This is a genomic window from Lyngbya sp. PCC 8106 (assembly GCF_000169095.1).
GTDB lineage: Bacteria > Cyanobacteriota > Cyanobacteriia > Cyanobacteriales > Microcoleaceae > Capilliphycus.
This window is the reverse complement of record NZ_AAVU01000013.1, coordinates 12,326-36,959: the sequence shown is the minus strand read 5'-3', so window position 1 is coordinate 36,959 and position 24,634 is coordinate 12,326. Positions and strand designations below refer to the sequence as shown.

General features: G+C 41.3%; 18 protein-coding genes. 7 read left to right on the top strand and 11 right to left on the bottom strand.

The features are described 5' to 3' along the window. Window positions 1-20 precede the first annotated feature (20 nt). The 4 genes from L8106_RS10720 to L8106_RS10700 form a co-directional block, all read right to left on the bottom strand. The gene (locus L8106_RS10720; RefSeq protein WP_009784306.1) at window positions 21-398 is read right to left on the bottom strand and encodes a response regulator; all 378 of its coding nucleotides are present in this window, start codon (window positions 396-398) and stop codon (window positions 21-23) included. Then, window positions 391-4,101, bottom strand: a complete 3,711-nt coding sequence (locus tag L8106_RS10715) for a response regulator (RefSeq protein ID WP_009784305.1) — start codon at window positions 4,099-4,101, stop codon at window positions 391-393. Before L8106_RS10715 ends, L8106_RS10720 begins: the two co-directional genes overlap by 8 nt. A 311-nt stretch (window positions 4,102-4,412) precedes the next feature. After that, window positions 4,413-5,669: an FIST signal transduction protein gene (locus L8106_RS10705; protein WP_009784303.1), complete on the bottom strand. Its 1,257-nt coding sequence runs from the start codon at window positions 5,667-5,669 to the stop codon at window positions 4,413-4,415. A gap of 43 nt (window positions 5,670-5,712) precedes the next feature. Then, the gene (locus L8106_RS10700) at window positions 5,713-6,843 is read right to left on the bottom strand and encodes an AI-2E family transporter (protein ID WP_009784302.1); all 1,131 of its coding nucleotides are present in this window, start codon (window positions 6,841-6,843) and stop codon (window positions 5,713-5,715) included. A gap of 441 nt (window positions 6,844-7,284) precedes the next feature. On the opposite strand from L8106_RS10700, the gene L8106_RS10695 reads away from it, so the two are divergent. The 5 genes from L8106_RS10695 (at window position 7,285) to L8106_RS10675 (ending at window position 14,665) form a co-directional block, all read left to right on the top strand. Beyond that, the gene (locus L8106_RS10695) at window positions 7,285-9,636 is read left to right on the top strand and encodes a glycosyltransferase (RefSeq protein ID WP_009784301.1); all 2,352 of its coding nucleotides are present in this window, start codon (window positions 7,285-7,287) and stop codon (window positions 9,634-9,636) included. 116 nt (window positions 9,637-9,752) lie between these two features. Continuing rightward, a complete protein-coding gene (locus L8106_RS10690; RefSeq protein ID WP_009784300.1) occupies window positions 9,753-10,388 on the top strand; it encodes a Uma2 family endonuclease in 636 nt (211 codons plus the stop codon). A 180-nt stretch (window positions 10,389-10,568) separates the two neighbouring features. Further along, a complete protein-coding gene (locus L8106_RS10685) occupies window positions 10,569-11,693 on the top strand; it encodes a GTP-binding protein (RefSeq protein ID WP_009784299.1) in 1,125 nt (374 codons plus the stop codon). A gap of 46 nt (window positions 11,694-11,739) precedes the next feature. Beyond that, on the top strand, window positions 11,740-12,192 hold the full coding sequence (gene dtd, locus L8106_RS10680) for a D-aminoacyl-tRNA deacylase (protein WP_009784298.1): 453 nt from the start codon (window positions 11,740-11,742) through the stop codon (window positions 12,190-12,192). A 130-nt stretch (window positions 12,193-12,322) separates the two neighbouring features. After that, window positions 12,323-14,665, top strand: a complete 2,343-nt coding sequence (locus L8106_RS10675; protein ID WP_009784297.1) for a cation-translocating P-type ATPase — start codon at window positions 12,323-12,325, stop codon at window positions 14,663-14,665. 56 nt (window positions 14,666-14,721) lie between these two features. On the opposite strand, the gene L8106_RS10670 is transcribed toward L8106_RS10675, so the two are convergent. Together L8106_RS10670 and L8106_RS10665 are read right to left on the bottom strand one after the other, a co-directional pair. Beyond that, window positions 14,722-15,360, bottom strand: coding sequence for a PEP-CTERM sorting domain-containing protein (locus L8106_RS10670; RefSeq protein WP_009784296.1), 639 nt, complete (start codon window positions 15,358-15,360; stop codon window positions 14,722-14,724). 236 nt (window positions 15,361-15,596) lie between these two features. Continuing rightward, entirely contained in the window at window positions 15,597-15,944 is a 348-nt protein-coding gene (locus tag L8106_RS10665; RefSeq protein WP_009784295.1) for a hypothetical protein, read from the bottom strand. 694 nt (window positions 15,945-16,638) lie between these two features. On the opposite strand from L8106_RS10665, the gene tmk reads away from it, so the two are divergent. Next, complete coding sequence (tmk, locus tag L8106_RS10660; RefSeq protein ID WP_009784294.1) at window positions 16,639-17,298, top strand: dTMP kinase; 660 nt, start codon at window positions 16,639-16,641, stop codon at window positions 17,296-17,298. An 18-nt stretch (window positions 17,299-17,316) separates the two neighbouring features. Beyond that, window positions 17,317-18,291 carry a DNA polymerase III subunit delta' gene (locus L8106_RS10655; RefSeq protein WP_009784293.1) on the top strand — a complete coding sequence of 325 codons (975 nt, stop codon included), beginning with the start codon at window positions 17,317-17,319 and terminating at the stop codon, window positions 18,289-18,291. A gap of 91 nt (window positions 18,292-18,382) precedes the next feature. Here L8106_RS10655 and L8106_RS10650 read toward each other — a convergent pair whose 3' ends face one another. The 5 genes from L8106_RS10650 to ltrA all read right to left on the bottom strand — a co-directional run bounded on the left by L8106_RS10650 (window position 18,383) and on the right by ltrA (window position 24,453). After that, entirely contained in the window at window positions 18,383-19,162 is a 780-nt protein-coding gene (locus L8106_RS10650) for an OmpA family protein (RefSeq protein WP_009784292.1), read from the bottom strand. Between the two features lie 39 nt (window positions 19,163-19,201). Continuing rightward, a complete protein-coding gene (locus L8106_RS10645; protein WP_009784291.1) occupies window positions 19,202-20,557 on the bottom strand; it encodes a hypothetical protein in 1,356 nt (451 codons plus the stop codon). A 93-nt stretch (window positions 20,558-20,650) separates the two neighbouring features. Beyond that, on the bottom strand, window positions 20,651-21,343 hold the full coding sequence (locus L8106_RS10640; protein ID WP_009784290.1) for a hypothetical protein: 693 nt from the start codon (window positions 21,341-21,343) through the stop codon (window positions 20,651-20,653). A gap of 4 nt (window positions 21,344-21,347) precedes the next feature. Continuing rightward, the gene (locus L8106_RS10635) at window positions 21,348-22,250 is read right to left on the bottom strand and encodes a TlyA family RNA methyltransferase (protein ID WP_009784289.1); all 903 of its coding nucleotides are present in this window, start codon (window positions 22,248-22,250) and stop codon (window positions 21,348-21,350) included. A 397-nt stretch (window positions 22,251-22,647) separates the two neighbouring features. Next, window positions 22,648-24,453 (bottom strand): group II intron reverse transcriptase/maturase, encoded by a 1,806-nt coding sequence (gene ltrA / locus L8106_RS10630; RefSeq protein ID WP_009784288.1) that lies wholly within the window; start codon window positions 24,451-24,453, stop codon window positions 22,648-22,650. Between the last annotated feature and the right edge of the window lie 181 nt (window positions 24,454-24,634).

Here is a 24,634-nt window from a genome sequence, read left to right as displayed (position 1 = left end):
TCCTCAATAGAACTGCTGAGTTAGGGAGTCGTTGCTTTTTTTAATAGGGTTTCAATTTTCTCTAAGAGTCGGGGAAATTCAATGGGCTTTGTGTCGTAGTCATCACACCCGGCAGCCATACACTTTTCGCGATCGCCAGCCATCGCATGAGCTGTTAGGGCTATCACAGGTATATGTTTAGTGTTTGGATAGTTTCTAATCTCGCGTGTGGCTTGCCATCCATCCATCACAGGTAAACTCATGTCCATGAGGATGATATCAGGCTGATCAGAGCGACTTAGTTCTACTCCCTGAGCCCCATCAACCGCGATCAGGAGTTCATATCCCTTACGGCTGAGACGGCGTTTTAGCATATCTAGGTTCATTTCGTTATCTTCAACCAACAAAATCTTAGCCATGATCTGATTCTTGCGTTGATAGTTCAGTATTGGAACTGGGTGTAATTAAGGATGATATTTTTAGACTAGCATTGACTAGCCCCTGAATATCACGCAACAGATCATCACAGTTATAACTTCCTTTTTGCAAAATTTGCTCTACACAACCTTGCAGTTGGGAGCTTTCTCGAGTCGTTAAGTCCATAGCTGTAGTGACAATAATCGGTATATTAGCCCACTCTGGAGTATTGCGTAAAATATCAATTAGCTCAAAACCATTGATTTGAGGTAAGACCAGATCCAGTAGAATTAAACTGGGTGTCTTTTGGGTCAGTTGTTTTAAAGCCGTCGAGCCATCTTCGGCTTGATCAACCTGCCAACCCTCTTGTTCTAAAAATTTTCCGAGCTTTTGACGGGTGATCGGATCGTCCTCCACAATTAAAATGTGATTGACTCCATTGTGATCATTGTCCTGAAGTTGAGGCTGATATTTTTGCACCAGGTTCGCTAGACGTTTGCTATCGACTGGTTTAATCACATAGTCCGATGCACCCAACGCAAAACCCCGAGTTTTATTGCTGATGAAGGATAACACAATCACCGGGATATCGGCTAACTCTGGATCAGCTTTCAGGGCAGATAATACAGCCCAACCATTCATATTCGGCATGACAATATCGAGGGTAATTGCATCCGGATGAATTTCTCGGGCTTTGCGGAGTCCTTCTTGTCCTGAAGATGCGGTTTCAATTTTCATCCCTTCTCCGGTGAGCGATCGCACGATTAAATCTTGTGCCATCAGATCGTCATCAATCACTAAAATGGTATTGGAGGGATGGGCTGTAACCGTGTTCGTACGGGAATGCTGACAAAGAATCGAAGAAGTCTCCTGCTGCGGTTGCGGATCAGACTCATCGAGTGATTCTGTACTCTGCTGCTTTGTCTGTTTGACCTCCCGAGGTAGAATAACTGTGAAAGTCGAACCGCAATCGAGTTGACTGTCTATCGTAATAGTTCCTCCCATCATCTGACAAAAGCGTTGACTAATAGTTAAGCCTAATCCCGTTCCTCCATATCGGCGGGTTGTAGACGCATCGCCTTGAGTAAAGGGTTGAAATAGCAGATCAAGTTGTTCGGGACTCATCCCAATTCCCGTATCGCTGACTTGAAACTGAATCAAGGAAGGTGCTGTATTGGGAAATTCTGCGGGCTGGGGAGAGACTTTTAATTTAATCTGACCTGCTGTGGTAAACTTTGCCGCATTACTCAGTAAATTCAATAAAATCTGTCGAACTTTGGTAATATCGGCGTACAGAATATCAATCTGATCACTACACTCGACTTCTAAGGTATTACTATTGCGATCTACGAGAGGTTGAGCCGTTGAAATAACGCTCTCAATCAAAGCGGAAATACTAAAGTCTTCAAGATACAAATCCATCCGACCCGCTTCAATTTTGGAGATATCGAGAATATCATTAATCAGGGTCAGCAAATTGCGTCCGGCTGTACAAATTCGTTCTAAATCCGGCACAATATGTCGATACCCAGAATCTTCAGCTTCTTCGGTTAAAATTTCGCTGTAGCCGATAATTGCATTGAGAGGGGTTCGTAATTCATGGCTCATATTGGCGAGGAAGGTGCTTTTAGCCCGACTAGCGGCGATAGCGGCTTCTTTGGCTTGTTTGAGGGCAACAGAGGCTGCCTTTCTCTCGGTAATATCTTCGACGGTGCCTTCGTAGCAGATAATTTGGCCTGTGGCATCTCGTACTACCCGAGCATTTTCTGAGATCCAGATGATGTTACCATCTTGACGATAAACTTGGGATTCAAAGCCAGAAACAACGGAATTGGCTTGCATTTCTGCAATAAATTCTGCCCGTCGATTGGGTTTGATGTAGACTTGTGTTTTGATATCGGTGATTCCCTCAATTAAGTCGGCTGGTGTTGCATAGCCTAAAATCTGAGCTAAAGCTGGATTAGCACTCAGATAACGACCTTGAGGCGTAGTTTGACAAATGCCTTCGGCTGCATTTTCAAAGATGCTTCGATATTTAGCTTCTGTTTGTCGGATCACGGCTTCTGTTCGTTTGCGTTCAATGGTGTTAGAAAACATTTCCGCGACCATTTTTAATAAGGCAATACTATCGGATGACCAAGCAAAAGCAGAATTAACCGCATCAAAACGTAAAAAGCCGACAACGGTTTTACTACAAACCAACGGAATAATAGTTAAATATTGTAAGTTTTCTGGAGATTTGTTTGGAGCATAAAAAGGACTGTTAGTGGTGTGAAACTGTTGCAAATATTGTAAATCAGCTTGAGCTTTTTCTGATAAATCATCAGCTAAACAATGAATGCTCTTAAACTGATTTAATTGCTCCATAATCCAAGGAATACCTGAAGAATTCAGTTCTAATTCGGGGGAATTGGGTTGGAGACGATTTTCTAAAATATCAATCAGTTGACTGGTTTTATTGGATATTTCTCTTGGTTCTTCCTGAATTTCATTGGCTTTTAAAGTTGTCCACTCATAGAGGAATTTCATCGGTGTATCTGGATTCGGAAATAAATAAATATAACCGCGATCTACCCCAATGAATGTACTGATTTTTTGGAGAGCCTGTTCAATTCCTGCATCGATTTCATCGATACTTAAACCAATAAAATAGGTAGATAAATTAGTAATTAACTGTTCAAACTCAACTCGATGTTTGAGAGATTTTTCGACCCGTTTGCGCTCAGTGATATCGCGAAAACTCCACACCCGACCGACAATTTTTTCTCCCATCTTAGACGGATGAGAATACACTTCAAAAATTCGACCATCTTTAAACTCCACAATGTCATAGGTTGGCGTTTTAGGTGCGGCCGACAGTTGCATAACTGTATTGATAAACCGAGGTGGATATTTGAGTTTTCGGAGTACAAAGGTTAGCACCGATTGTTCGTGAGGAGACTTAAAAGTTTCCTCTGGAATTTGCCACATTTCGACAAATTTTTGATTGAAGTTACAAACTTTTCCCCCTCGATCCAAAGCAACAATTCCGGCATCAGTCGCATTAAAAGTAGCTTGTAATAAAGAAAGTGATCGTTCGGCTTCGAGTTGGGCGCGTTTGCGATCGGTAATATCAAGAAAAACCAATGCCGCACCGATCAAGGTTTCATGATCGAGAATCGGATTAAGAACGTAGGAAACTGCTAAAATTGCATCATTTTTACAGCGAAATTGATCATCACTGGATTTGAGAATTTGGGGATAAGGAGACTCTGAAGACGAACAATCTGAGCAGTCTTGAAACGTGCAAGGAAAATCCACCGTAGACAGTTGAGAATGGGAGGCAATACGCTGTAATAAAGGTTGACCCAAAAGTTCCGTCTGTTTCCATCCAAGTAAGCGTTCAGCTTCTGGGTTCATCGAGAGGAGACAGCCATTGGGATCTAGAATACACAATCCTGCTCCCAAGGAACTAATCACTGCTTGCAGTCGATCTCGTTCTGTCGCCAAACGAGTTTCTGTTTCCTGTCGTTGCTGCTCGTACAGTTGTAACATTTCCCGAGAGGAAAGTGTCAGCGATCGCTCCATCAGATATCGTTCTTGATCGGCTTCGGTATAGCTACGACTGATGCGATCTAGGAATTCCTGCCATGCGACAGCATTGCTTGGGGGCGTGTTTTCGCTAAGAGCAAGCCGTTTGAGTTGACGCTGGAGCAAAGGATGCATAATTCCTGGTAATGATTCGCTAAAGTGCTAGTCTAATTTGAGACAAAAAATCAAGGATGACCCAGAAGGCAGTGTCTGCAAATCGATGTTTTGCAAATCGATACAATGCAAAAGCGGAAAGGCTTTTTCAGGGTTGGTGGGCCACATTAAGAGGAAAGGCAGTAACACTGGGGGTAAAAGTCAGAAGATTTACTCTGTTGTGGGGTGCTGTGATCGCAGAAGTTAGAACTCAGAACTCAGAAGTCAAACTCTTTTTCGACTGAGATTGAACAAAATTGTGATTGTCTGAATTACCCGCCGCGACTGCGATATTAACCGTCGAGAACTGTTTTCGGGCGAGTATTGGGACTTTCTCGAATAATGGTTAGGGTCATCGTTTGATTATGGAGTTGACAGATCGTTTCCACACCGTAGGGAGCAAATTCGCCGTAGGAATAAAAGCCAATTTGTTGAGTGTGGACGGGTAACTCTTCCAGTGTAACTTCTAGTTCTTCCTCTGTTCGCTCACCTAAAACCAGTCTACGTCCTGAACCACTGATTGAGATTGCGAGTATGGGTTCGTTTTGAGAGTGGCTAGGGTGATTTTCTTGTTTTTCATTCCCTTGTTTGATCTGGCGTTGTAGACTATTACGACTGACTAATGCCGCTACTAAAGCCCCATCGACGAGTCGTTCATAGTTTCCGCGCATCAGTTGGGTGAGTGCGCCTTGGGGAATATTGCCACTAAAACGCATTGACTGGGTATCCTCATCGAGACTCACAACCGTTCTGACAGTAGCTTTGCGGGCGGATGCGGTATGAATAGCAAGTGGAAAAAATAAAGCGCTCGTGGGTAAATCTCGGGCTTGTACGCCTAAATATTCTTTGTACAATTCTAGGGCAGGTTTCCCATCAAGTTCATAGAGAATATTATGTTTGGAGCGAGTCACCCGACGTTCAGGGCCGAATATTGTCCATCCACTCTGACAAGCAAAGCCGATTTGTATCTGTTCTCCATAGAACCCAATGGCGGCGACTGCACCACTGGTCGGAACCCCGTTAGCGAGTACCCAGGTTTGCTGAAACTGGTGGTTATCTGCGGCTAATCCTCCTGTAATCGGTAGGGTTCGAGAGGGCTTAGAACCGGGGTTAATGATGGAATTGAAGCCCCGAATCAGTTCGCTGCCATTGACCAGCAGTCCATCCCCGAGAATGAATATGCCTTGTAAATCGGGATGATTGAGTTGGGCTGCGAGGGTTCGACCTGCACGATAGGACTCTGAACTGCGAATCCCTTGACTCAAATCAAGGAGACAACTGGCACTGCGGAGTTGAGTCTGTTCAAACTGCACAACTGCCACCGAGAGGGTGTGATCGAATAATAGGGTGTCAAAAATTTCTCCGGCAGTTGAACACCCAATCAAGTGAGAATGGGGATAGGTTTGTTTGAGGTGTTCAATGGGATGAGGATGATCGATCAACTCTACTGCACCAAAGAGCAGAACTAAGGTGTGTTTTGAGTCGAGTAAGGGAAGGGTATGGACTGACCATCCGCTTTGAGGATGCCAGAAAAAGGTTTCCAATTTCATTGGTTTCAAGAGAGCAGTTCTCACCGCACAGGTTGGAGGTGGATTATCCGCGTCTTTCGGAGGTGAGGGTTAATGCTTGGGCTTCTTGAGCTTTTTTGAGCTGTTCTTGTTCTTCTTTGGGTTTTAAATAGAGGTTTTCGACGAGGGCGGCGACACCTGCAAACCAAGGTGGAACGATTAAAGCTCCCAGTATTCCTAACACTTGTACACCCCCTAAGACAGACAACAGTTGGAACAGGGGATGAACTCCGACGGAGGTTCCGACTAATAAAGGATCGAGAACGTAGGTTTCAACGTTTTGAGCGATCACGTACAGTAGTAGCACCCAGAAAAATAGAAATCCTCCTTTGGCGAGGGCAACGATTAGGGCGGGAATTGCCCCAAGAATTGGCCCGAGAAAGGGGATCAGGTTGGTTACGCCTGCGATCGCACCTAAACCGAGTGCAAATTCTCGCAGCCCTAAAAATCCTAACCCCATTGTGGTGGCAACGCCTAAAATTCCTGAAACGAGTAAGCGCCCGCGAATATATCCCCCCATTCGACGGCTGACTTGGCTGACTTGGGCGTTGAGTCGTTCGTTCCACGGGTAGGGAAAGAGTTGGACTAAACTTTTGATCAAGGTGTTGCTATCGGCGACCATGTACCCCGAGACGAACAGGGCAATTATTAGACTGAATACGCCTCCGACGATACCGCGTGTGATGCTATAGGATCGCAGAAGCAGTTGTTGACTGGAACGAATGATCCAGTTGGTGACAGATTGGGTATCAATCAGATCTTCGATTAAGGCGGGGGTGTCTTCGCCGAGGCGACTCGCTAAAGCGCTGGCAATATCAACAATCCGTTCAGAAAATAGGGGCAGTTGACGCACTAATAAGCTGATTTGGTCAAATACACGGGGGCCAATGACTAAACCAAATCCGGTTAATCCCGCAATTAAGGTTAAATAAACTAAAATGACGGCTAACCAACGGGGAATTCTTTGGGCTTCTGCCCAATCGACAAGAGGTACAATTGAAGCAGCGAGAACGACCGAGATCATTAGCAGTACAATTAAGCTTTGAAGCTGCCAAAGCAGCACTAAAGCAAATACCGCTAACAATACTAGCACGACATTAAACAGTGATAGGGTAATGCGACGATCTGAAGTTAATGGACGTTCATCATCAGTCATGGGTCGAGTCTCAAGGATTGATTACAGTGTTTTTCAATCGGGGGGATTGAAGGGGTTGGAAGTGGGAATAATGGGAATGAACAGGAGGATAGATTAAGGGACTTTTTATGGAGTTTACCGAAAAATTAAGAGGAGTTAAATTTTGTGTTATTTTACCATATATTTTGATTATTTTAAACGGGATATTAATTGTTTTTTTTAAATATAAGCATTCAAATGATTAAAATAAAAACTTTAATTTTAGCGAGAATAGATTTATCTTTCAAGGTTAAATCTTAACGAAATATCGATTAGGTTAAATGGGGGTTGCGGTTCCTGTTTTGTAAAAGGTTCATCATGTTAAATTAAAATCGGGGATTGAGAGTTGTACAAATCGTTGTAAAATTTTAACTTCAATCTCACTGATGACTTCTAAACTGTTTTGAGAATCTATCTTGACTTATGCAAATTCATATTGAAGGTTGGCGTTTTATTCCCCATTCTATTGCGATCGCAAATCAATTTCAACTCTTGGAAATGTTGCTGCGACCGGAACTTCAACTGTCTTTTCAAGATCTTCCTTATTCTAACTCAAATTGGCAAGGGGTTCAGAATTTATTTAACTCAACAGATCAACAACATTTTGATCAACTCCATCAAACGGTTTCTCCCTTCGCAGATGTGACGCTGAGAATGGCTGAACCTTTAAATATAAAATCTTCTCATGCTTCTCAAACTGTTATTTTAGCAATGGCGGAATGGGGAACTCTACTCGATGAAAGTTTCACCCAAAAATATTTAGGAGGTTCAATTGATCTTGACTCGAATACAACGCTAATTACACCGTCTTCTTGGTCAAAGTCAGGATTAATTCGCAGTGGAATTGCAGCCGATAAAATTGCAGTTATTCCTTGGGGGGTTGATCCTAAAATTTATAAACCCTTAACCCCAGAAGAACGCAAAACCCTACGTCAAAAATTAGGATGGGATGACTATTTTATCTTTTTAAATGTTAGTCCAATGGAAGATAAAAATGGTATTCGTCCCCTATTAAAAGCGTTTGTTTCCCTTGTCGAACTTTATCCCCAGGTTCGATTAGTTTTAAAAGGCTGTGACGCATTATATCCATCTAAAAAATCTCTTTTAACGGCGAGTCAGAGTATTCTCAGTGAAACGGAAGTCGCTAAAATAAAACCGAATATTGCTTATATTGGCGAGACTTTTTCTTTTGACGAAATGGCACAACTTTATCAAGCGGCTGATGCTTATGTTTGTCCAACTGTGGCTTCAAGTTTTCATTTATCGGCTTTAGAAGCAATGGCTTGTGGTTTACCCATAATTTCTACGGAGGGTAGTGCGACAGATGATTTTATTCACCCTAATTTTAGCTTTAAAATTACGAGTAAATTTAGGAGTCGCATCATCAACCAACGCCTTCATTTCTTTCTTCATCCGGTTTGGGAACATTTAGTTGAGTTAATGGAAAGAGTGATTGAAAAACCGGAAATTCGTCAGCAAGCCCGTCAAATTTTACCTCAATTTGTTCAAGAAAACTTTACCTGGAAACATACAGTAAATAAACTCTTAGAAGTCTGTAAAACCTCTAGAAATTCACCCAAAAAAGTAGATGATCACTTTTCTCCTGTTTCAACCCAAAAACCGAGTTTGCTTGTAGAAGGTTGGCGGTTCATTCCTCATTCTTATGCTTTAATTAATAGTTATCAACTTTTGGAACTCAACCAACGAGATAATCTTCAACTTTTCTATCAAGATATGCCTTATGTTAGCGAGAGTTGGAAAGCTGTTGAAGGGTTACTCTCTCCCGAAGATGAACAAGCCTTAAAAAAGATTCCTTTAGCGCCCGAAAATCCAGCTTCAGATGTGACATTACGAGTCCATTGTCCGTTTAATTTAGCGAATTCTCGCAGTCAAAAAACGTTTATGTTTGCTTGTACTGAATGGGGTATTATTCCCCAATCAATTATCAGAGGAATGAAAGTTTCTTCCTTCCGAGAAGCCCATCTAAATTCTGATACAGTTATTATTACGTCTTCCCATTGGTCAAAACAAGGATTTCTCAATAGTGGTGCTGATCCAGAACGAGTTGTTGTTGTGCCTTTAGGTGTTAAACCTAATATTTATTATCCCTTAAAACCGGATCAACGTCAAGCATTACGCCAAAGATTTGGATGGGATAATACTTTTGTGTTTCTCAATATTGGGGTAATGTGGAATGAACGTCAAGGAATTGATCGGTTATTAAAAGCTTTTGCTATTTTAGCTGAAAAGTATCCAGAGATTCGCTTAGTTCTTAAAGGCAGAGATGCGATTTTTCCGTCTAAAGAATCTATTCAAAAAGCCAGTAAAAACATCTTAACAGAAGCCGAAATTGAACGCCTTAAATCTCGAATGTATTATATTGGCGAGAGTTTATCGGCGTTAGAAATGGCGGAACTTTATCAAGGGTCTGATGCTTATATTTCGCCTTATTCTGCGGAGGGTTTTAATCTTCCCGTATTAGAAGCAATGGCTTGTGGTTTACCTGTGATTTGTACAGAGGGGGGTTCAACGGATGATTTTGTTCAACCGGAGTTTGTTTGGAAAATTGATAGTAAACTTAAAGTTAATACTGAAAAAAATGGAGATATTAAGTTTTTTCTAGAACCCAATACCCAACATTTAATTGAGTTGATGGAGGCGATGATTGAAAATTCTAGCTTCCGCACTCAAGCTTATCAAACAGCACCCCAATATGTCGCGAATAACTTCACTTGGAAACACGTTGTCGATCAACTGCTTACCGTGATTTTCTAAAAGTAGGGTGGGTGACAGCAAAAACTTGGTATGATCAGAAATAAAATTATCGGTTGTTACCCACGTGACAAGTTTAATTTAAGAAAAGTTTATTTAGATAGGAAGTTAACCTTACAATGAACACTCAGGATTTAACGTTAGCTTTAGACTCGATTAAACTGTCCGATATTCGATGGGAAACCTACGAACATTTACTCGAAGATCTCAGCCAACAAAGACGTTTGCGGTTGACTTATTATCAAGGTGAATTAGAAATTATGGTTCCTTCTCCAGAACATGAATTTTATAAAGAAGTTATGGGTCGTTTTGTCGAAACTTTAGCCGAAGAATTAAAAGTGAGTATTTATCCGCTTGGTTCAACAACATTTAAACAAGCCGAAAATACAGGCGCGGAACCCGATAAATGTTTTTATATTCACAATATTGAGCGAGTCAGAGGGAAAAAAAGATTAAACTTTGTTGATGATCCGCCACCGGATTTAGTTGTTGAAATTGACATCACCAGCAGTTCCGATACTCGTTTAAAAATTTATGCTCAACTTGGGGTTCCTGAAGTTTGGATTTATAATAGAGAAAGTTTACTCATTAAACAACTTCAAAATCAAGCCGAATATATTTCAACCCATCAAAGTTTATTTTTCCCCAATTTACCCTTGAATGAAATTACAACCTTTTTGACGCTAGCAGAGACAATGGATTATTTAATTTTGGTGCGAGAATTTCGTCAATGGATTAGACGCCAACTTGTGTAATAATTAATTTTCGAGGGGTTAGCGTTCGGATCGAGTCCAAAGCGAGTCTGTAAATATCCAGTCGGGAGGGGAGGACAGACGGAAAACTTAAAAAAACGCTGAGATTTCCTCACGTTCAGCAAAACCATACGATAAACTATAAACTACAAGATATAATATTTTCGTTCAGGTAAGTTTGTTATGACCTCAATCGCTGCTTCCAATACAGAATCTACAATGAATGATCCCAAACGGGGTTTACCTGTTACCATTATTACAGGTTTTTTGGGGAGTGGGAAAACGACTTTACTCAATCATATTCTCTCTAATCAAGAAGGCGTAAAAACCGCAGTTTTGGTGAATGAGTTTGGAGAGATTGGGATTGATAATGAACTCATCGTCACCACCGATGAAGATAATACAATGGTCGAGTTAAGCAATGGCTGTGTTTGCTGTACCATTAATGAAGATTTGGTGAACGCCGTTTACAAGGTTTTGGAACGTCCCGAAAAAGTGGATTATATGGTTGTAGAAACCACTGGACTCGCTGATCCACTTCCGGTGGCGTTAACGTTTTTGGGAACAGAATTGCGCGATATGACTCGCCTTGATTCAATTGTGACAATGGTAGATTGTGCTAACTTTAGTTTAGATCTATTCAATAGTCAAGCGGCTCAGAGTCAAGTTGCTTACGGTGATATTATTGTTCTCAATAAAACGGACTTGGTTGATGAAGCCGATGTTGATAGTTTAGAAGTCAGAATTCGAGATCTCAAAGGAGATGCGCGAATTTTGAGAACCACTCAATCTCAAGTTCCTTTAGCGTTAGTTTTGAGTGTGGGTTTGTTTGAGTCAGATCGTTATTTTGAAGCTGAAGAACATGAACATGAACATGAACATGAACATAAACATGAACATGAACACCATGAACATGAACACCATGAACATGAACACCATGAACATCACGATCACGAACACCATCATCACCATTCCGATCACTTAGAAAATGATGGCTTTACTTCCCTTTCTATTCAGAGTGATCGTCCGTTTTCTCTGCGAAAATTTCAATATTTCCTCGATAACCAACTCCCCAGTAATGTATTTCGGGCGAAGGGAATTATGTGGTTTGATGAAAGTCCGAAACGTCATATTTTTCACTTAAGCGGAAAGCGATTTTCGATTGATGATTCAGAATGGAAAGGTGAGAAGAAGAATCAGTTAGTATTAATTGGTCAAAATCTTGATCATGAAACGTTGCGATCGCAACTAGAAAACTGTTTGAGTACACCCAAAGAAAATCAAGGAAAAGGATTCAAAAAAGCTTGATATTTTACTAATTTCTTGATGTCTTTACTGAGACTAAATTGAACAAATGCGAGTCATTATCCAGCGAGTTACAGCTTCTCAAGTAGAAGTCAAAGGTCAAATTATCGGTAAAATTAGCAAGGGGTTAAATTTACTGGTGGGAATTGCAGAAACGGATACAGAAGCCGAACTTGATTGGATGACTCGCAAATGTTTGGAATTACGACTTTTTCCCGATCCAAATAATGATACTGGACGTTGGGAAAAATCCGTTCAAGAGATTGGGGGTGAACTTTTGGTGGTCAGTCAGTTTACCCTGTATGGAGATTGTCGCAAAGGTCGTCGTCCTTCCTTTGACCGTTCAGCCGCCCCAGAACCCGCCAAAAAACTTTATGAAAAATTTGTCGAAAAGTTGCGTATAAGTGGCTTAAAGGTCGAAACAGGGGAGTTTGGGGCGATGATGGAAGTCTCGATCCAAAATGACGGCCCCGTTACTCTGATTTTAGATCGGGAAAGCTAAAAAATTAATAGAGTTAAAAATTGCCTAAAAACACCTCTAAACCTTTCAATCTATTCATTACGGGGGTAGATCCTTAATCGACTCACTTGCTAAAATTATAACCACTTAGATTAAGCCATAATTTTTATCTATGCAACTTGCTTCCAAAACCGATGTTCAGGTTGAGTCTACTTCGCCTCAGCAGTCGAAAGAAACGATTATTTTAGATGTAGGGGGAATGAAATGTGCGGGCTGTGTCAACGCGGTTGAACGTCAGCTAACTCAACAAACTGGGGTGATTTCTGCGCGTGTGAATTTGGCGACAGAAGTTGCAACAGTTGAGTGTGAAGCAAACACCGTTGAAGCGGAAGAATTAGCCCAAAAATTAACCGATACTGGCTTTCCTTCTCAACCTCGGAGTGGGAGTCGTCAAACCGCCGAAGCGAGTGAAAATTTAGCCCAACGTCACCGTCAAGAAATTCGCCAACAAATTCGTCGGGTTGTTACTTGTGGGTTATTAATTCTACTGTCAGGAATTGGTCATTTACATCATTTTGGAATTGGTCATCTGCCGATTTTAAATAATATGTGGTTTCACTGGGGGTTAGCAACAATTGCGTTATTATTTCCCGGTAGAGCTATTATTATTGACGGGATTCGTAGCCTACTGCGAAACGCGCCTAATATGAATACCCTGGTTGGGTTAGGAACCATAACGGCTTATACAACCAGTTTTGTCGCGCTATTATTTCCGCAATTGGGTTGGGAATGTTTCTTTGATGAACCTGTGATGTTGTTGGGATTTATTTTACTCGGAAAAACCCTCGAACAACAAGCCAGACATCGGGCAACAAATGCGTTACAATCTTTAATCGCCCTGCAACCGACAATGGCGCGTTTAGTTCCGCAACCGCAACCCAATCAAGAGGATAAAAATATTGAACAGGCGGTAGAAATTCCCGCCGAACAAGTCCGAGTTGGGGAATGGTTAAAAGTCCTACCTGGGGAAAAAATTCCGGTGGATGGTGAGATTTTTTCTGGGAAAACAACGGTTAATGAATCGATGTTAACTGGGGAGTCAATGCCTGTAGTTAAACAGTCGGGGGAGAGTGTTGCCGCCGGAACCATTAATCAGTCGGGTGTGATTATTATTCAAGCGATTCGTACTGCTGAAAATACAACATTAGCTCATATTGTGAGTTTAGTTGAAAATGCCCAAACTCGTAAAGCTCCTATTCAAAATTTAGCTGATAAAGTCGCGGGATATTTTACCTATGGGGTGATGAGTATAGCGACGATAACGTTCCTCTTTTGGTATGGAATTGGGACGCAGATTTGGCCAGATGTGATTAATTTTGGGGCCTCAGAAATGGCGACTCATGCTTCATTATTATTGAGTATGAAGTTAGCAATTGCGGTATTGGTGATTGCTTGTCCTTGTGCGTTAGGATTAGCAACGCCTACTGCTATTTTAGTCGGTTCAGGTATCGGCGCTGAACGAGGTTTGTTAATCAAAGGTGGCGATATTCTCGAACGAGTTCATCAATTGGATACCGTTGTTTTTGATAAAACAGGAACATTAACCACAGGTCATCCGACGGTAACAGATTGTATATCGATTGAGAATTCCAATTCTGATACTATCTTACAACTCGCCGCGACGGTTGAACAAGGTTCAGATCATCCAATTGCAAAAGCGATTATTAACCAAGCCCAACAACAGGAATTATCACTGCTTCCCGCAGAAGATTTTCAAACCGAAGTGGGTTTCGGCGTTTCTGCAATGGTTAACAATCAACGGGTTTGGGTGGGAAATCAACAGGGGTTAATTCAGCAAGGAATTGAATTTTTAGAAAATACACCCAATGTCACCGGAAAAACTGCGGTTTATGTGGCGGTAGAAAAGCAGTTAGTTGGTTTAATTGCGGTTAGTGATCCTTTGAAAGAAGATGCGAAATCGACTGTAAAACAGTTGCAAAAAATGGGATTAAGGGTGATAATATTAACAGGTGATCGCGCTGATGTGGCGACCAGTATTGCTCAACAACTGGATTTAGAACCCGAAAATGTCTTGGCAGAAGTGCGACCCGATGGTAAAGTAAAAGCAATTACCGATTTACAACAGCAAGGTCAGCGAGTGGCGATGGTGGGTGACGGGATTAATGATGCGCCTGCGTTAGCCCAAGCCGATGTGGGAATTGGATTACATACCGGAACCGATGTGGCGATGGAAACGGCTGATATTGTATTGATGCGAGACTCATTGATGGATGTGGTTGAGTCTATTCGTTTAAGTCGTTCCACCTTTAACAAAATTCGCCAAAATTTATTCTGGGCGTTTGGTTATAATACGTTAGGAATTCCAGTCGCTGCGGGTTTGCTATTACCAAGTTTTGGGATTATTCTCAGTCCGGCTGCTGCGGGGGCTTTTATGGCGTTTAGTTCGGTGAGTGTGGTAACAAATTCGCTGTTATTGCGTCGTAAATTTTCCTGATTTTTAACCCCTTCCTTTTGAAATTGGAGTCGGGAAGGGGTAATAATTTCTCACGATTAACGCTGTTTTTGCGGGAATAAAACCCCAAAACCAAATACTGCAATTAAACCGAATAAAGTAGCGGGTTCGGGAATGGGTTTAGCCGTCCAAGTTCCAGAAGAATAAAACTTAAAATAACCCGATTCAGTCTCTACAAAATCTTCATTGAAAAAATCATAAGTAAAAGCTTGACTCCAAGTTCCCGATCCTTGAGTACCATTCATTCTGAGGAAATATTCTGCAAAGTAGGGATCGCCAAAAAACCAAGAGTCATCACTCTGGAAAATTCCATAGCGACTAATCGTTGCGGTATTCGGTGCTTTAGTTTGCGGATTCCACCAATAATAACCTGCGGAATCTGCTAAACTCCAGTTATATTCTCCCAGATTCGCTGAGAAGCTGTCAAGCCCAGTTTCGACGTAGAAACCGCTATATTCATCGCAGAAGGGATCGCAGAAATAGTAGGGAACATAACTTTTTGTATCAAGATCGTAGCTAAATTCTCCTTCCCCAAATAACTCTCCAGTTTCATCAAAAAAGTCAATTCGCCATTCTTTAATATTAGCAGCTTGTGCTGGTTCTATTGCGATCGCACTGAATACAGAAGCAATACTAACTGTAGTTAGCGTGAGTTTAGAAATAAAGTTTTTATTCATTTTTTGAGATGATCATAGAGTAAACGCGAGTTGTTTCCAACATACATCGAACCTTTCCCTATTGATCCCAATTTCCGCAGGCTTTATCAACTCTTTACAGCATTCCTTTACAAAAGAGGGGCGAATGTAAAGCTTTCATCCCTCTCCTGATTATCTTGATGTTTCTGTCAATTTCATTAAGTTATGTAACATTAATTTCGAGTTTGAATTGACCCTTAAAAATTCCAACAATTCCCTTACAAAGCGATACTTTCTAACAGTTCCCACTGACGGTTCTCGATAATTAACTGACTAATCAGTTCAAACATTTGACGACAGTGATTATTGACTTGTAAAGGAAGTTCTTCGTTTTTAATTACCAATGTCATTTTTGTTTCCGACTCTGTAGATGTCGCGGTATCAAACACCACCTCTACAGTCACCAATTTAGGAACAGGAACTTGACCAATAAATTCACGACAAATAATTGAACTTGGAGTTTCATACATCAATTCTAAATTACAAGGCTCTAACATTTCAATTAACATCAGTCGTAACTCATCAATCCGAGTAGCAATCACGAAAAAACCAGTGTAGCGAGCCATATCAAACTCCAAAGTTATTAAGAATAAACTAATGTATTCAGTGAAATTAATCTAAATTAACGTTGTCCAAAGACTGAATATAACTAGAAAGTTATAAACATTTTAATCAACTTTAATTTTAAGGGTGACAGGAATAAGTCAAGTTAAATCATGCAATCTCAAATGATGTGAGTCACTACAAAGGGGTAAAGCCTCGATTGACAATTTTGCCATTGTATCTAATCACTTCCAGCAACACAAACGAATAATATTTTAGCGAAAAAGGGTTGATCAACAAAACTCCAACTCAGGATATGTATATTTAAACGGAGTAGAGTAGAGAGTAAACTCTAGCTGCGTTTCGTCGGATGAGAGTTTTCACTGGACGACTAGACCGCAAGACTACTAGAACAGTTCTTCAAATCATCTCGCCCGAGATCAGAGCATTTCTTAAAATCTGTAAAGATGTATCATTTTATCCTCACACAAATCAAACAGATACCTCCCTTAACTCACAAAAATTTTGACTATTCTATCAAACCGTTAGCAAAATCCATCGTTAAAATTATACCAAAGTTTAGCCGTTTTCTTTAGTATCAACTCAAACGGGTAACTCAGAATTTAAACGCAGTCAGCGAGTTATACTAGAGGACACCAAAGCAACTTCTGATCAGGGTTGGCTCTAAAATAACAGCAGGTTTAACCACAATAGTCAATGAACGGAAAATTAATCGTGTTTGAAGGGAGCGAAGGAGGCGGAAAAACAACGCAAATCCAGCAAACTGATCAATGGCTGCGTGATCAACTCGGATCATCTGTACCTGCAATTATAACCACCAAAGAACCAGGAGGAACAGCTTTGGGGCGATCGCTGCGGAACATTCTACTAGACAGTCGTTTGGAGGAACCCATCGCACCGACAGCAGAATTGCTTTTATTTGCCTCTGATCGCGCTCAACACGTTGAAACCTTCCTCAAACCCCATTTAAAACAGGGTGCGATTATTTTATGCGATCGCTTCACTGATTCTACCATCGCTTATCAAGGTTTTGGTCGCGGCTTAGACAAAAATCTAATCAAACAACTCAATCAGATCGCTACGGTCGGTTTAGAAAGTGACTTAACGCTATGGTTTGATATTGAGATTGAAAAAGGGTTAGCCCGCACTCAAACCCGAGGCGAAATGGATCGGATGGAAAAAGCTGATTTAGCCTTTCATCAACGAGTCAATCAAGGGTTTTGTGAATTAGCTGATCAAGCAGGCGATCGGATGATTCGCATTGATGCTAACCTCAGTTTACAACAAGTTAGCACCCAAATTCAAACGATTTTAACTCAATATTTATTGAAATGGGGATTCACGCTTCAGTCCTAATTTTTGACAATTTTGACAATGACTTTAGACGATTCCTTTTCTCCCTTAATCGGACAACACCAAGCCATTGAATTACTGACACAAACAGTTCTCCAAAATCGCATCGCACCCGCCTATTTATTTGTCGGAAGTTCAGGAATTGGACGAGGTTTAGCCGCCCGTTGTTTTATCGAGTTTTTATTCTGTCATGGGAGTCAAAAATCTCTCAATCCTCAACAGGTTAGACATCGAATTCAAGCGAGAAATCATCCCGATTTACTTTGGGTCGAACCGACTTATTTACATCAGGGAAAACGGTTTTCTGTCTCGGAAGCCGAAGAAGCGGGTCTTAAACGTCGTTCCCGACCTCAAATTCGCTTAGAACAAATTCGAGAAATTGGTCAATTTTTGAGTCGTCCTCCCTTAGAAGCGAGTCGTTTAATTGTGGTGTTAGAACAAGCCGAAACGATGGCAGAGGCGGCTGCAAATGGATTGCTAAAAACCTTAGAAGAACCGGGAAAAGCGACTCTAATTTTAATTGCACCGGGAGTCGATTCTTTGTTATCAACTTTAGTCTCCCGTTGCGCCAAAATTCCTTTTTATCGTTTAGATGAACAAGCTGTAGCACAAGTGTTAAAAGAACAGGGACAAGCGGAAATATTATCCCATCCTGAAATTATCGCTATGTCTCAAGGAAGTCCGGGAGAAGCGATGGTGTGTTGGCAACAATTACAAGCAATGTCACCGGAATTTTTAGAAAGCGTTAAACAGCCTCCTCAAACGGTTTATGATGCTTTAAATTTAGCCAAAGAAATTAGTAAAACCCTCGATACTGAAGCCCAAATTTGGTTGATTGATTATTTACAACATTGTTATTGGCAACAGCAACAAAAAACAGGTTTAATTAACCCTTTGTTTCTGCAACAGTTAGAAAAAGCGCGACAATCTTTGCTGCGGTTTGTACAACCTCGTTTAGTTTGGGAATGCACTTTTTTATCGTTTTGTCAAACTTAATCTTGTACCAATTATTACTCCCTTCTCCTCGTAAGAGAGGGGTTGGGGGAGAGGTCAAATCAAGGGTTTATAACAATACTATTAAGCTATTTTATCTTTCTTCAGCCGGAGGAGTAAACCGAATTTCAATCCGGCGTCGGTTAGGATTAGCGGCTCTATTTTGGGGAGCATAATCTCCCGATGGATTATAAAGTTGTGCCGCAGAATAGGCTTTAAATTTTAACCCCAACTCTTGTAATTCTTGATTTTCTTGTAGCTTTTCAACTACTGCTAATGCTCGCATTAATCCTAAATCAGCATTAGATCCGGGGATTAACTGATTGAGTGATTCATTCCCCTGAAGAACTTGTTCTAAGTTAGAATCTAAATTACTATAATTTCCCGTATTAACTTGACCATCTGTATGTCCAATCACTTCGACAATATAGCCTTGATAATCTTGAGCAGAGGTTTTGATTTGTTCGACTAAATCTTGTTCAATAAACTGATTTAAAGGTTCGGATAATTCTGCACTTCCTGATTCAAATTTTCGTTCAGTAGAATCTCTTAAAACAATAATCGGAGGAGATTTTAACCGTTCAATTTCTTGATTAAGTTCTGTAATGCGGCTACTGCGTTGTTTTAAATCTCCTCTCATTCTCGCGATTTCTCCTTCTAAGTCGTTGACTCGATTAGAACTTTGTTGTAATTGTCGTTCGAGTTGTTCAGAAAGAGAGGCGTTTGCTTCAGAAACAGACTGCACAAAAACTGATTTGATAATCGCTAAAATGAGAAACAAACTCAAAATCATAAAAGCGTTTGACATTAAATCGGTAAACGCTGGCCAAACATTTAATTCTTCGTCAGAACTGTTGTAGCGAGAATGACGCATTTTAACTTCTCCACAGTAGTTTTAATCGCAATAATGATTTCAAGGTTGAGGATTTTGAACAGTAGAATACATTGTATTTTGAGTCAAGCGATCGCCCAGTTTATCTAGTCCTGTACGCACGCTTTCTGTATACCGTTCAATTGCAATTACTAGCTTGGTTAACTCACTTTGAATTTCTTCTAAACTTTCAGTGCGCGTTACCATGCGTCGTTGTAAAATGTCTAATGTATTCATCGCCAGTTGGAAGCCTTGTGTCGCATTTTGAAGCTGTTGGGTCATCTCTCCGAGAGACTGTTGGTTGATGCGATGCGCCTCAATAATCTCCTGGGAAGTTTGATTGGTTTGGTTCATTTGTTCGCCAAATTTAATCAACCGTTTGCTATAATTTTGCAGTTCGATCATTGCCAAGTCAACGGATTGAACAGAAGACGATAAACTCGTAGCAGACTGAGAAAAGTTGCGCTGAGTATTGGCGAGGTTTGTGGTTGCGCTAGAGAGTGTTTGCGGGAACTGACTGCGTTCAAAAGCTTGCGCCGCTTCCATAAACTGATTTGTTGTTTGTTGGAAACTCTCGGAACTTTGGGTGATTTGCAATGAAGCTTCAACTAATCGATGATAAACTTGTTCGGTGAGTTGACTGGTTTTAATTTGTGCTTCTGAAACTTCTTGAATTTTTTCTTGGAGTGCAACTTCAATAGAACTTTGAATCGTTTGACTAAATTGATGTAAAAACCGATCAAAAGTATTCACCATTCCCTGAACTACTCGATCTAAATGGGTTTCTCCTTTGAGGGTGGGTTGATAGATATTATCCAGATAATCTTCTAACCCACTCAAGAGTTTATTTTTGGCAAATGTTGTATTAAACAGAAAATTAACAATGGTTAGAAATGCACTAAACAAAATTGCTGTTAAACTGGTAATAAAGGCGATTCCCATTCCTTGTAGCGGTTGTTGAATTTCTTGTAATAAACTGGTAATATCGGTTCCACTCGTTGCACTTACGGCTTGACTCAAAGCGGCTAAATTAATTGTAATTCCGACAAAAGTTCCCAATAAGCCAAAGGATAATAATAAGTTGGGTAAAATACGGGTAAAGTAGTCAATTTGTTCGCAGGAGATGAAGAAAACTCTTTCCTGACTGTAAATATGATCGATTAATGCACCTGTATTGACTTGTTCTAACTCCCGTCTGGCTTGTGCTAAACGAATTTCTAAATCTTGAATTAATCTCGGTTTATTTCCTGAAACTTTCCCGTAGATTAATCGCCAAACTTGATTACCTTGACTCGTGAGATAATAATGAAGTGCCATGCGTAACAACACCGCCACCACAGCAGGAATAATCACTAAAGCAACAATCAGGATAACTAAATAATCCGGGATCATAGACATAACAATCACAGTGAGAGGAGAACAGTCGGTAGATGCTACAATTGCGCGTTGCTTGATTCCGTGTTTGTTGCTGCGCTAAAGCACCCCAATATTTTAATAACGTCCAACAATTTTTAAACCATCTTTGAAATGAGCAACTGTGGTCACGACGGCGACACAAAAATAAAAAATTCTAATTCCCCAAAAACAAATTCCCATTAACCATGTCACCACCGTCGGAGGAATACCACTCACTTTAACAAATCTAGAATTAACTTGTTTTTCAAGTTTGGCTAAATCTTCCATTTGAGATACTTTCGTGGGAATCATCGGAAATTGACCTGTGTAGAGATAAAATCCAAATACTCCCGGATGGTTCACCCGACTTTCTAAAAAACTATTGGCTAATTCAATTGCTTCTGGTTTAGGAATTTGGTCATCGGTCACAATATCTTGAATCCACAAATCGTATTTTACAGATTGAGGAATCGCTAAAATGATCGGAACCAAAATCACCAAAAATCCGGCACTAATTTTGCGACCCAGTTGAGAAGGAAGTAAAGCAGTTGCTAACCCAAATCCCATTCCGACGACAGCAAAAACCAATAGATTGAGTAAATTGATTAGCTCCAGTCCCCGAAGCAAATCACCAAAAATAAAGATAGGATATAGATATCGATGAGCTAGCATCAGCACTACAACTTTAATGGCAACGGCGACCCCAAACAAAATCGCTCCACAAGCCACATAGCCAAAAGCACTAATGATGTATAGACCGACACGCCCAAGTTGGTTGATCAACTGCATGGAACTACGAGCGAATTGAGGATTTAGACGACGAACGAGATAAGTCTTCTTGAGTTGATTGTGCAGTTTGTTGGATGAAATCAAGGTCGGGAAATGGCTCACCTTCGACACTTAACCACAACAAATACTCAATGTTACCAGCAGGGCCTTGGAGGGGTGATCCCGTTAAACCCCGATACTTCCATCCCAGCGTTTCCGCCGTAGAACAGACCTGGAAAATAGTATCAGCTTGATCAAATGGCGATCGCACAACTCCCTTTTTCCCGACGCGCCCCTTACCGACTTCAAATTGCGGCTTTACCAAGAGTACCACCTCACGAGGCAGTTGGAGAAGATGCCAGAGAGCCGGGAGAACTTTCGTTAGGGAAATAAACGACACATCAACAACGGCCAAATCTGCGTAACTTTCGAGATCACTTTCCTTAGTATCCGGTTCGATGTCTTTTTTCGCAAGGGGAGAAATAGAGTGTTCAGACTGGCTATAGAGTTGTTCGGGTGTCAAATGTCTGAGGTTCGTGCGTTCAAGCAAAATCACTCGCGGATCTGTGCGGAGTCGCCAGTCTACTTGTCCATAACCGACGTCAATCCCGTAAATCCGTTTGGCACCGGCTTGAAGCAAACAGTCTGTAAAACCTCCGGTTGAGATTCCGCCATCAATACAGATGCGTTCGCTCACATTAATCTTAAAATAATCTAAAGCTTTGATTAATTTTTCTCCGCCCCGAGAAACAAAAGGCGATCGCTGTTTAACTTTGATTTGGGCTTCTAAGTCAATTTCCGTACCCGGTTTATCAATTACCTGTTGATTCACCATCACCTCTCCCGCCCGGATCAAGCGTTGGGCGATGTGTCTGGAAGAACACAAGTTGCGATCAATTAATAGAGTATCGAGCCTTTGTTTTGCCAAGAGATTTTCTCAGAGCGGGTTCTACACATCTTAACCAGACTAATTTTACCACAACTGTTTTAGATGACTATCTCGATCACAAAGAGGGGTAAACTACCTACACTTCCGGTAGGGTAAGTGTAGGCTTTCAGTAGCCCTAGAGTTAATGTCGCAAGACAATAGCTCTGAGCCTCTGGGCTGGTTTACAGAACAGCCCCACAGTTCAATCATCTTCGCGCCGTTGTAGTCAGCATCACAATTATTGCCGCAGTTTTCGCACTTAAAAGACTTATTGTTTCGGGTTCCGATGTGCAGACACTTCTGATTAAAGTCGGCGACTCCCTCACGAGAGCCGCCGCTCTCCAAAACCGTGCGTGAAACTTTCGCTTCACACGGCTCCTCAATGACTTGGCGTTTGTCACACATACCTCATTACCAGCATATCGTCTTCCCAAAACCATTCTGGGAGGACTGGCGGCTTAGGCTCGGTTCTGTTGCAACCGGATTTGTCGCCAAGACTGCCATCGTTGACAGTCTTTGTATCATGGCAATGTCTGTGTAGGAGTTGCCAGTTGTCGTATGAATCCTTTCCACCTTGCGATTTGGGGATTTTGTGGTCAACTTCCATCACATCTCCCTCACGGAAGTATAGTTTGCAATGGGCGCATCGCCCTTTTTGCTGTTTCAGGAGTTTTGATACCCTACTTGGCATTTCTGGGTTGTTACCCATTCTTGTACTCCAATAAACCAGGTTGCCGTCGTATGGTGACGATTCGCCTTTAACTTTGGCATGGTTCATGCTTTTGATGTTTCCATGCTTATGTAACCACAAGAGGTTGTCTCCTTGTCTGGTTGCGAATATCCAGTTATCACCGCCGATTGTGTGCCAGTATTTGGTTGCTATCCAATTTCCTGACTTACTTGGATGGCGATGTTTTGCCCATGCCCTAAGTTTTTGATACACCAAAAAGTCTAACCTGTAGAATGTCTTACTACTGGGGATTGCTCTGTAATAGTTTGCCCATCCTTTGATAACCGGATTGAGAGATTCAATCAGTTTTGACTGAGAGGCTGCCCTATGGGTGTCTATTACTTTTGCTAATTCTTTAAGGTGTAATTTAACTTTTTCTTGGCTTGGGGTGATGATTGTTGAAAAACCTAGTGGCTCCTTGAATGTGTTTTTCCCGGTAGTGTATTTTCCTACTGGGAATTGCCTGATTTTGAACCCCAGGAAATTGAATCCAGGGGATTGTCCATCCACTTGTATTAGTGTGTGAACTAGGCGGGTTTTACTAGGTTTTAACTCTAAGCCCATATCTTTCAACCATTCAGAGATTATATCTCTGCATCTTTGGACTACGGTTATGTCTTCGTGGAGAATCACAAAGTCATCGGCGTACCGGATAAGTTGAGCAGCGTTATAGCTAATGCGCTTACCTTTAATGGATGTATCCCTTTTGGGGAATTCCTTTTTTATCCGTTCTTCCATCCCGTGAAGGGCAATGTTTGCCAATAGGGGGGAAATAACTCCTCCCTGTGGCGTACCCTCAGATGTAGGAAACAACTGTTTACCATCCATCACCCCCGCTTTTAACCAAGCTCGAACTTGTCGGCGTATGGTGGGAGATGTATTTAATTTTCTTAGCAGTGCTTCATGGTCGATTTTGTCGAAGCATTTTGAAATGTCGGCATCAAGAACGTATTTATTCTTGTACCTAATACAGTTAAATATTGCTCCGATTGCATCTTGACATGAGCGTCCCGGTCTGAACCCATAACTGTTGGGTTCAAATCGCGCTTCCCATTCTGGTTCTAATGCCAGTTTGACAAGTGCTTGCAAGGCTCGGTCTTCCATTGTAGGTATGCCTAAAGGTCGCTTCTCTTCCGTACCTGGCTTGGGAATCCATACTCGCCGAGTAGGTCTGACCTTGGAACCCAGTTTCAACTTGTTTACTAGCTTCAGGCGAGCTTCTGGGGATAGAAATTTTATTCCGTCCACTCCTGCTGTCTTTTTGCCAGTATTATCTTGGGTAACTCTACGAACCGCTAAAGCCTTTGCTGACCAAGACTTCATCAACATCTTTTGGAGTCTGCGTACTGCTTTGACATCACCACGTTGAGAGGCTCGATAAATTCTCTTTTGAAGCTTATACACCCGCTTTTCTAGCTTTCGCCAGTTAATTGAGCGCCATTCCACCGTAGTCTTTAAACTCGTTTTAGACATTTGTACTTACTACTTGAGACTTGATCATCCAAATCATCGTGGGTCTGTTGGCATATCCCTCTTATTACAGGAGGGCATTCGCTTTTGACCCAATCTTTCCTAATCGCTGCATATGGTTAGCACCTACTTAAGATATCGGCCTTCTTAAGAGCAAAACGATAGGTTACTTCGTTCCTAATAG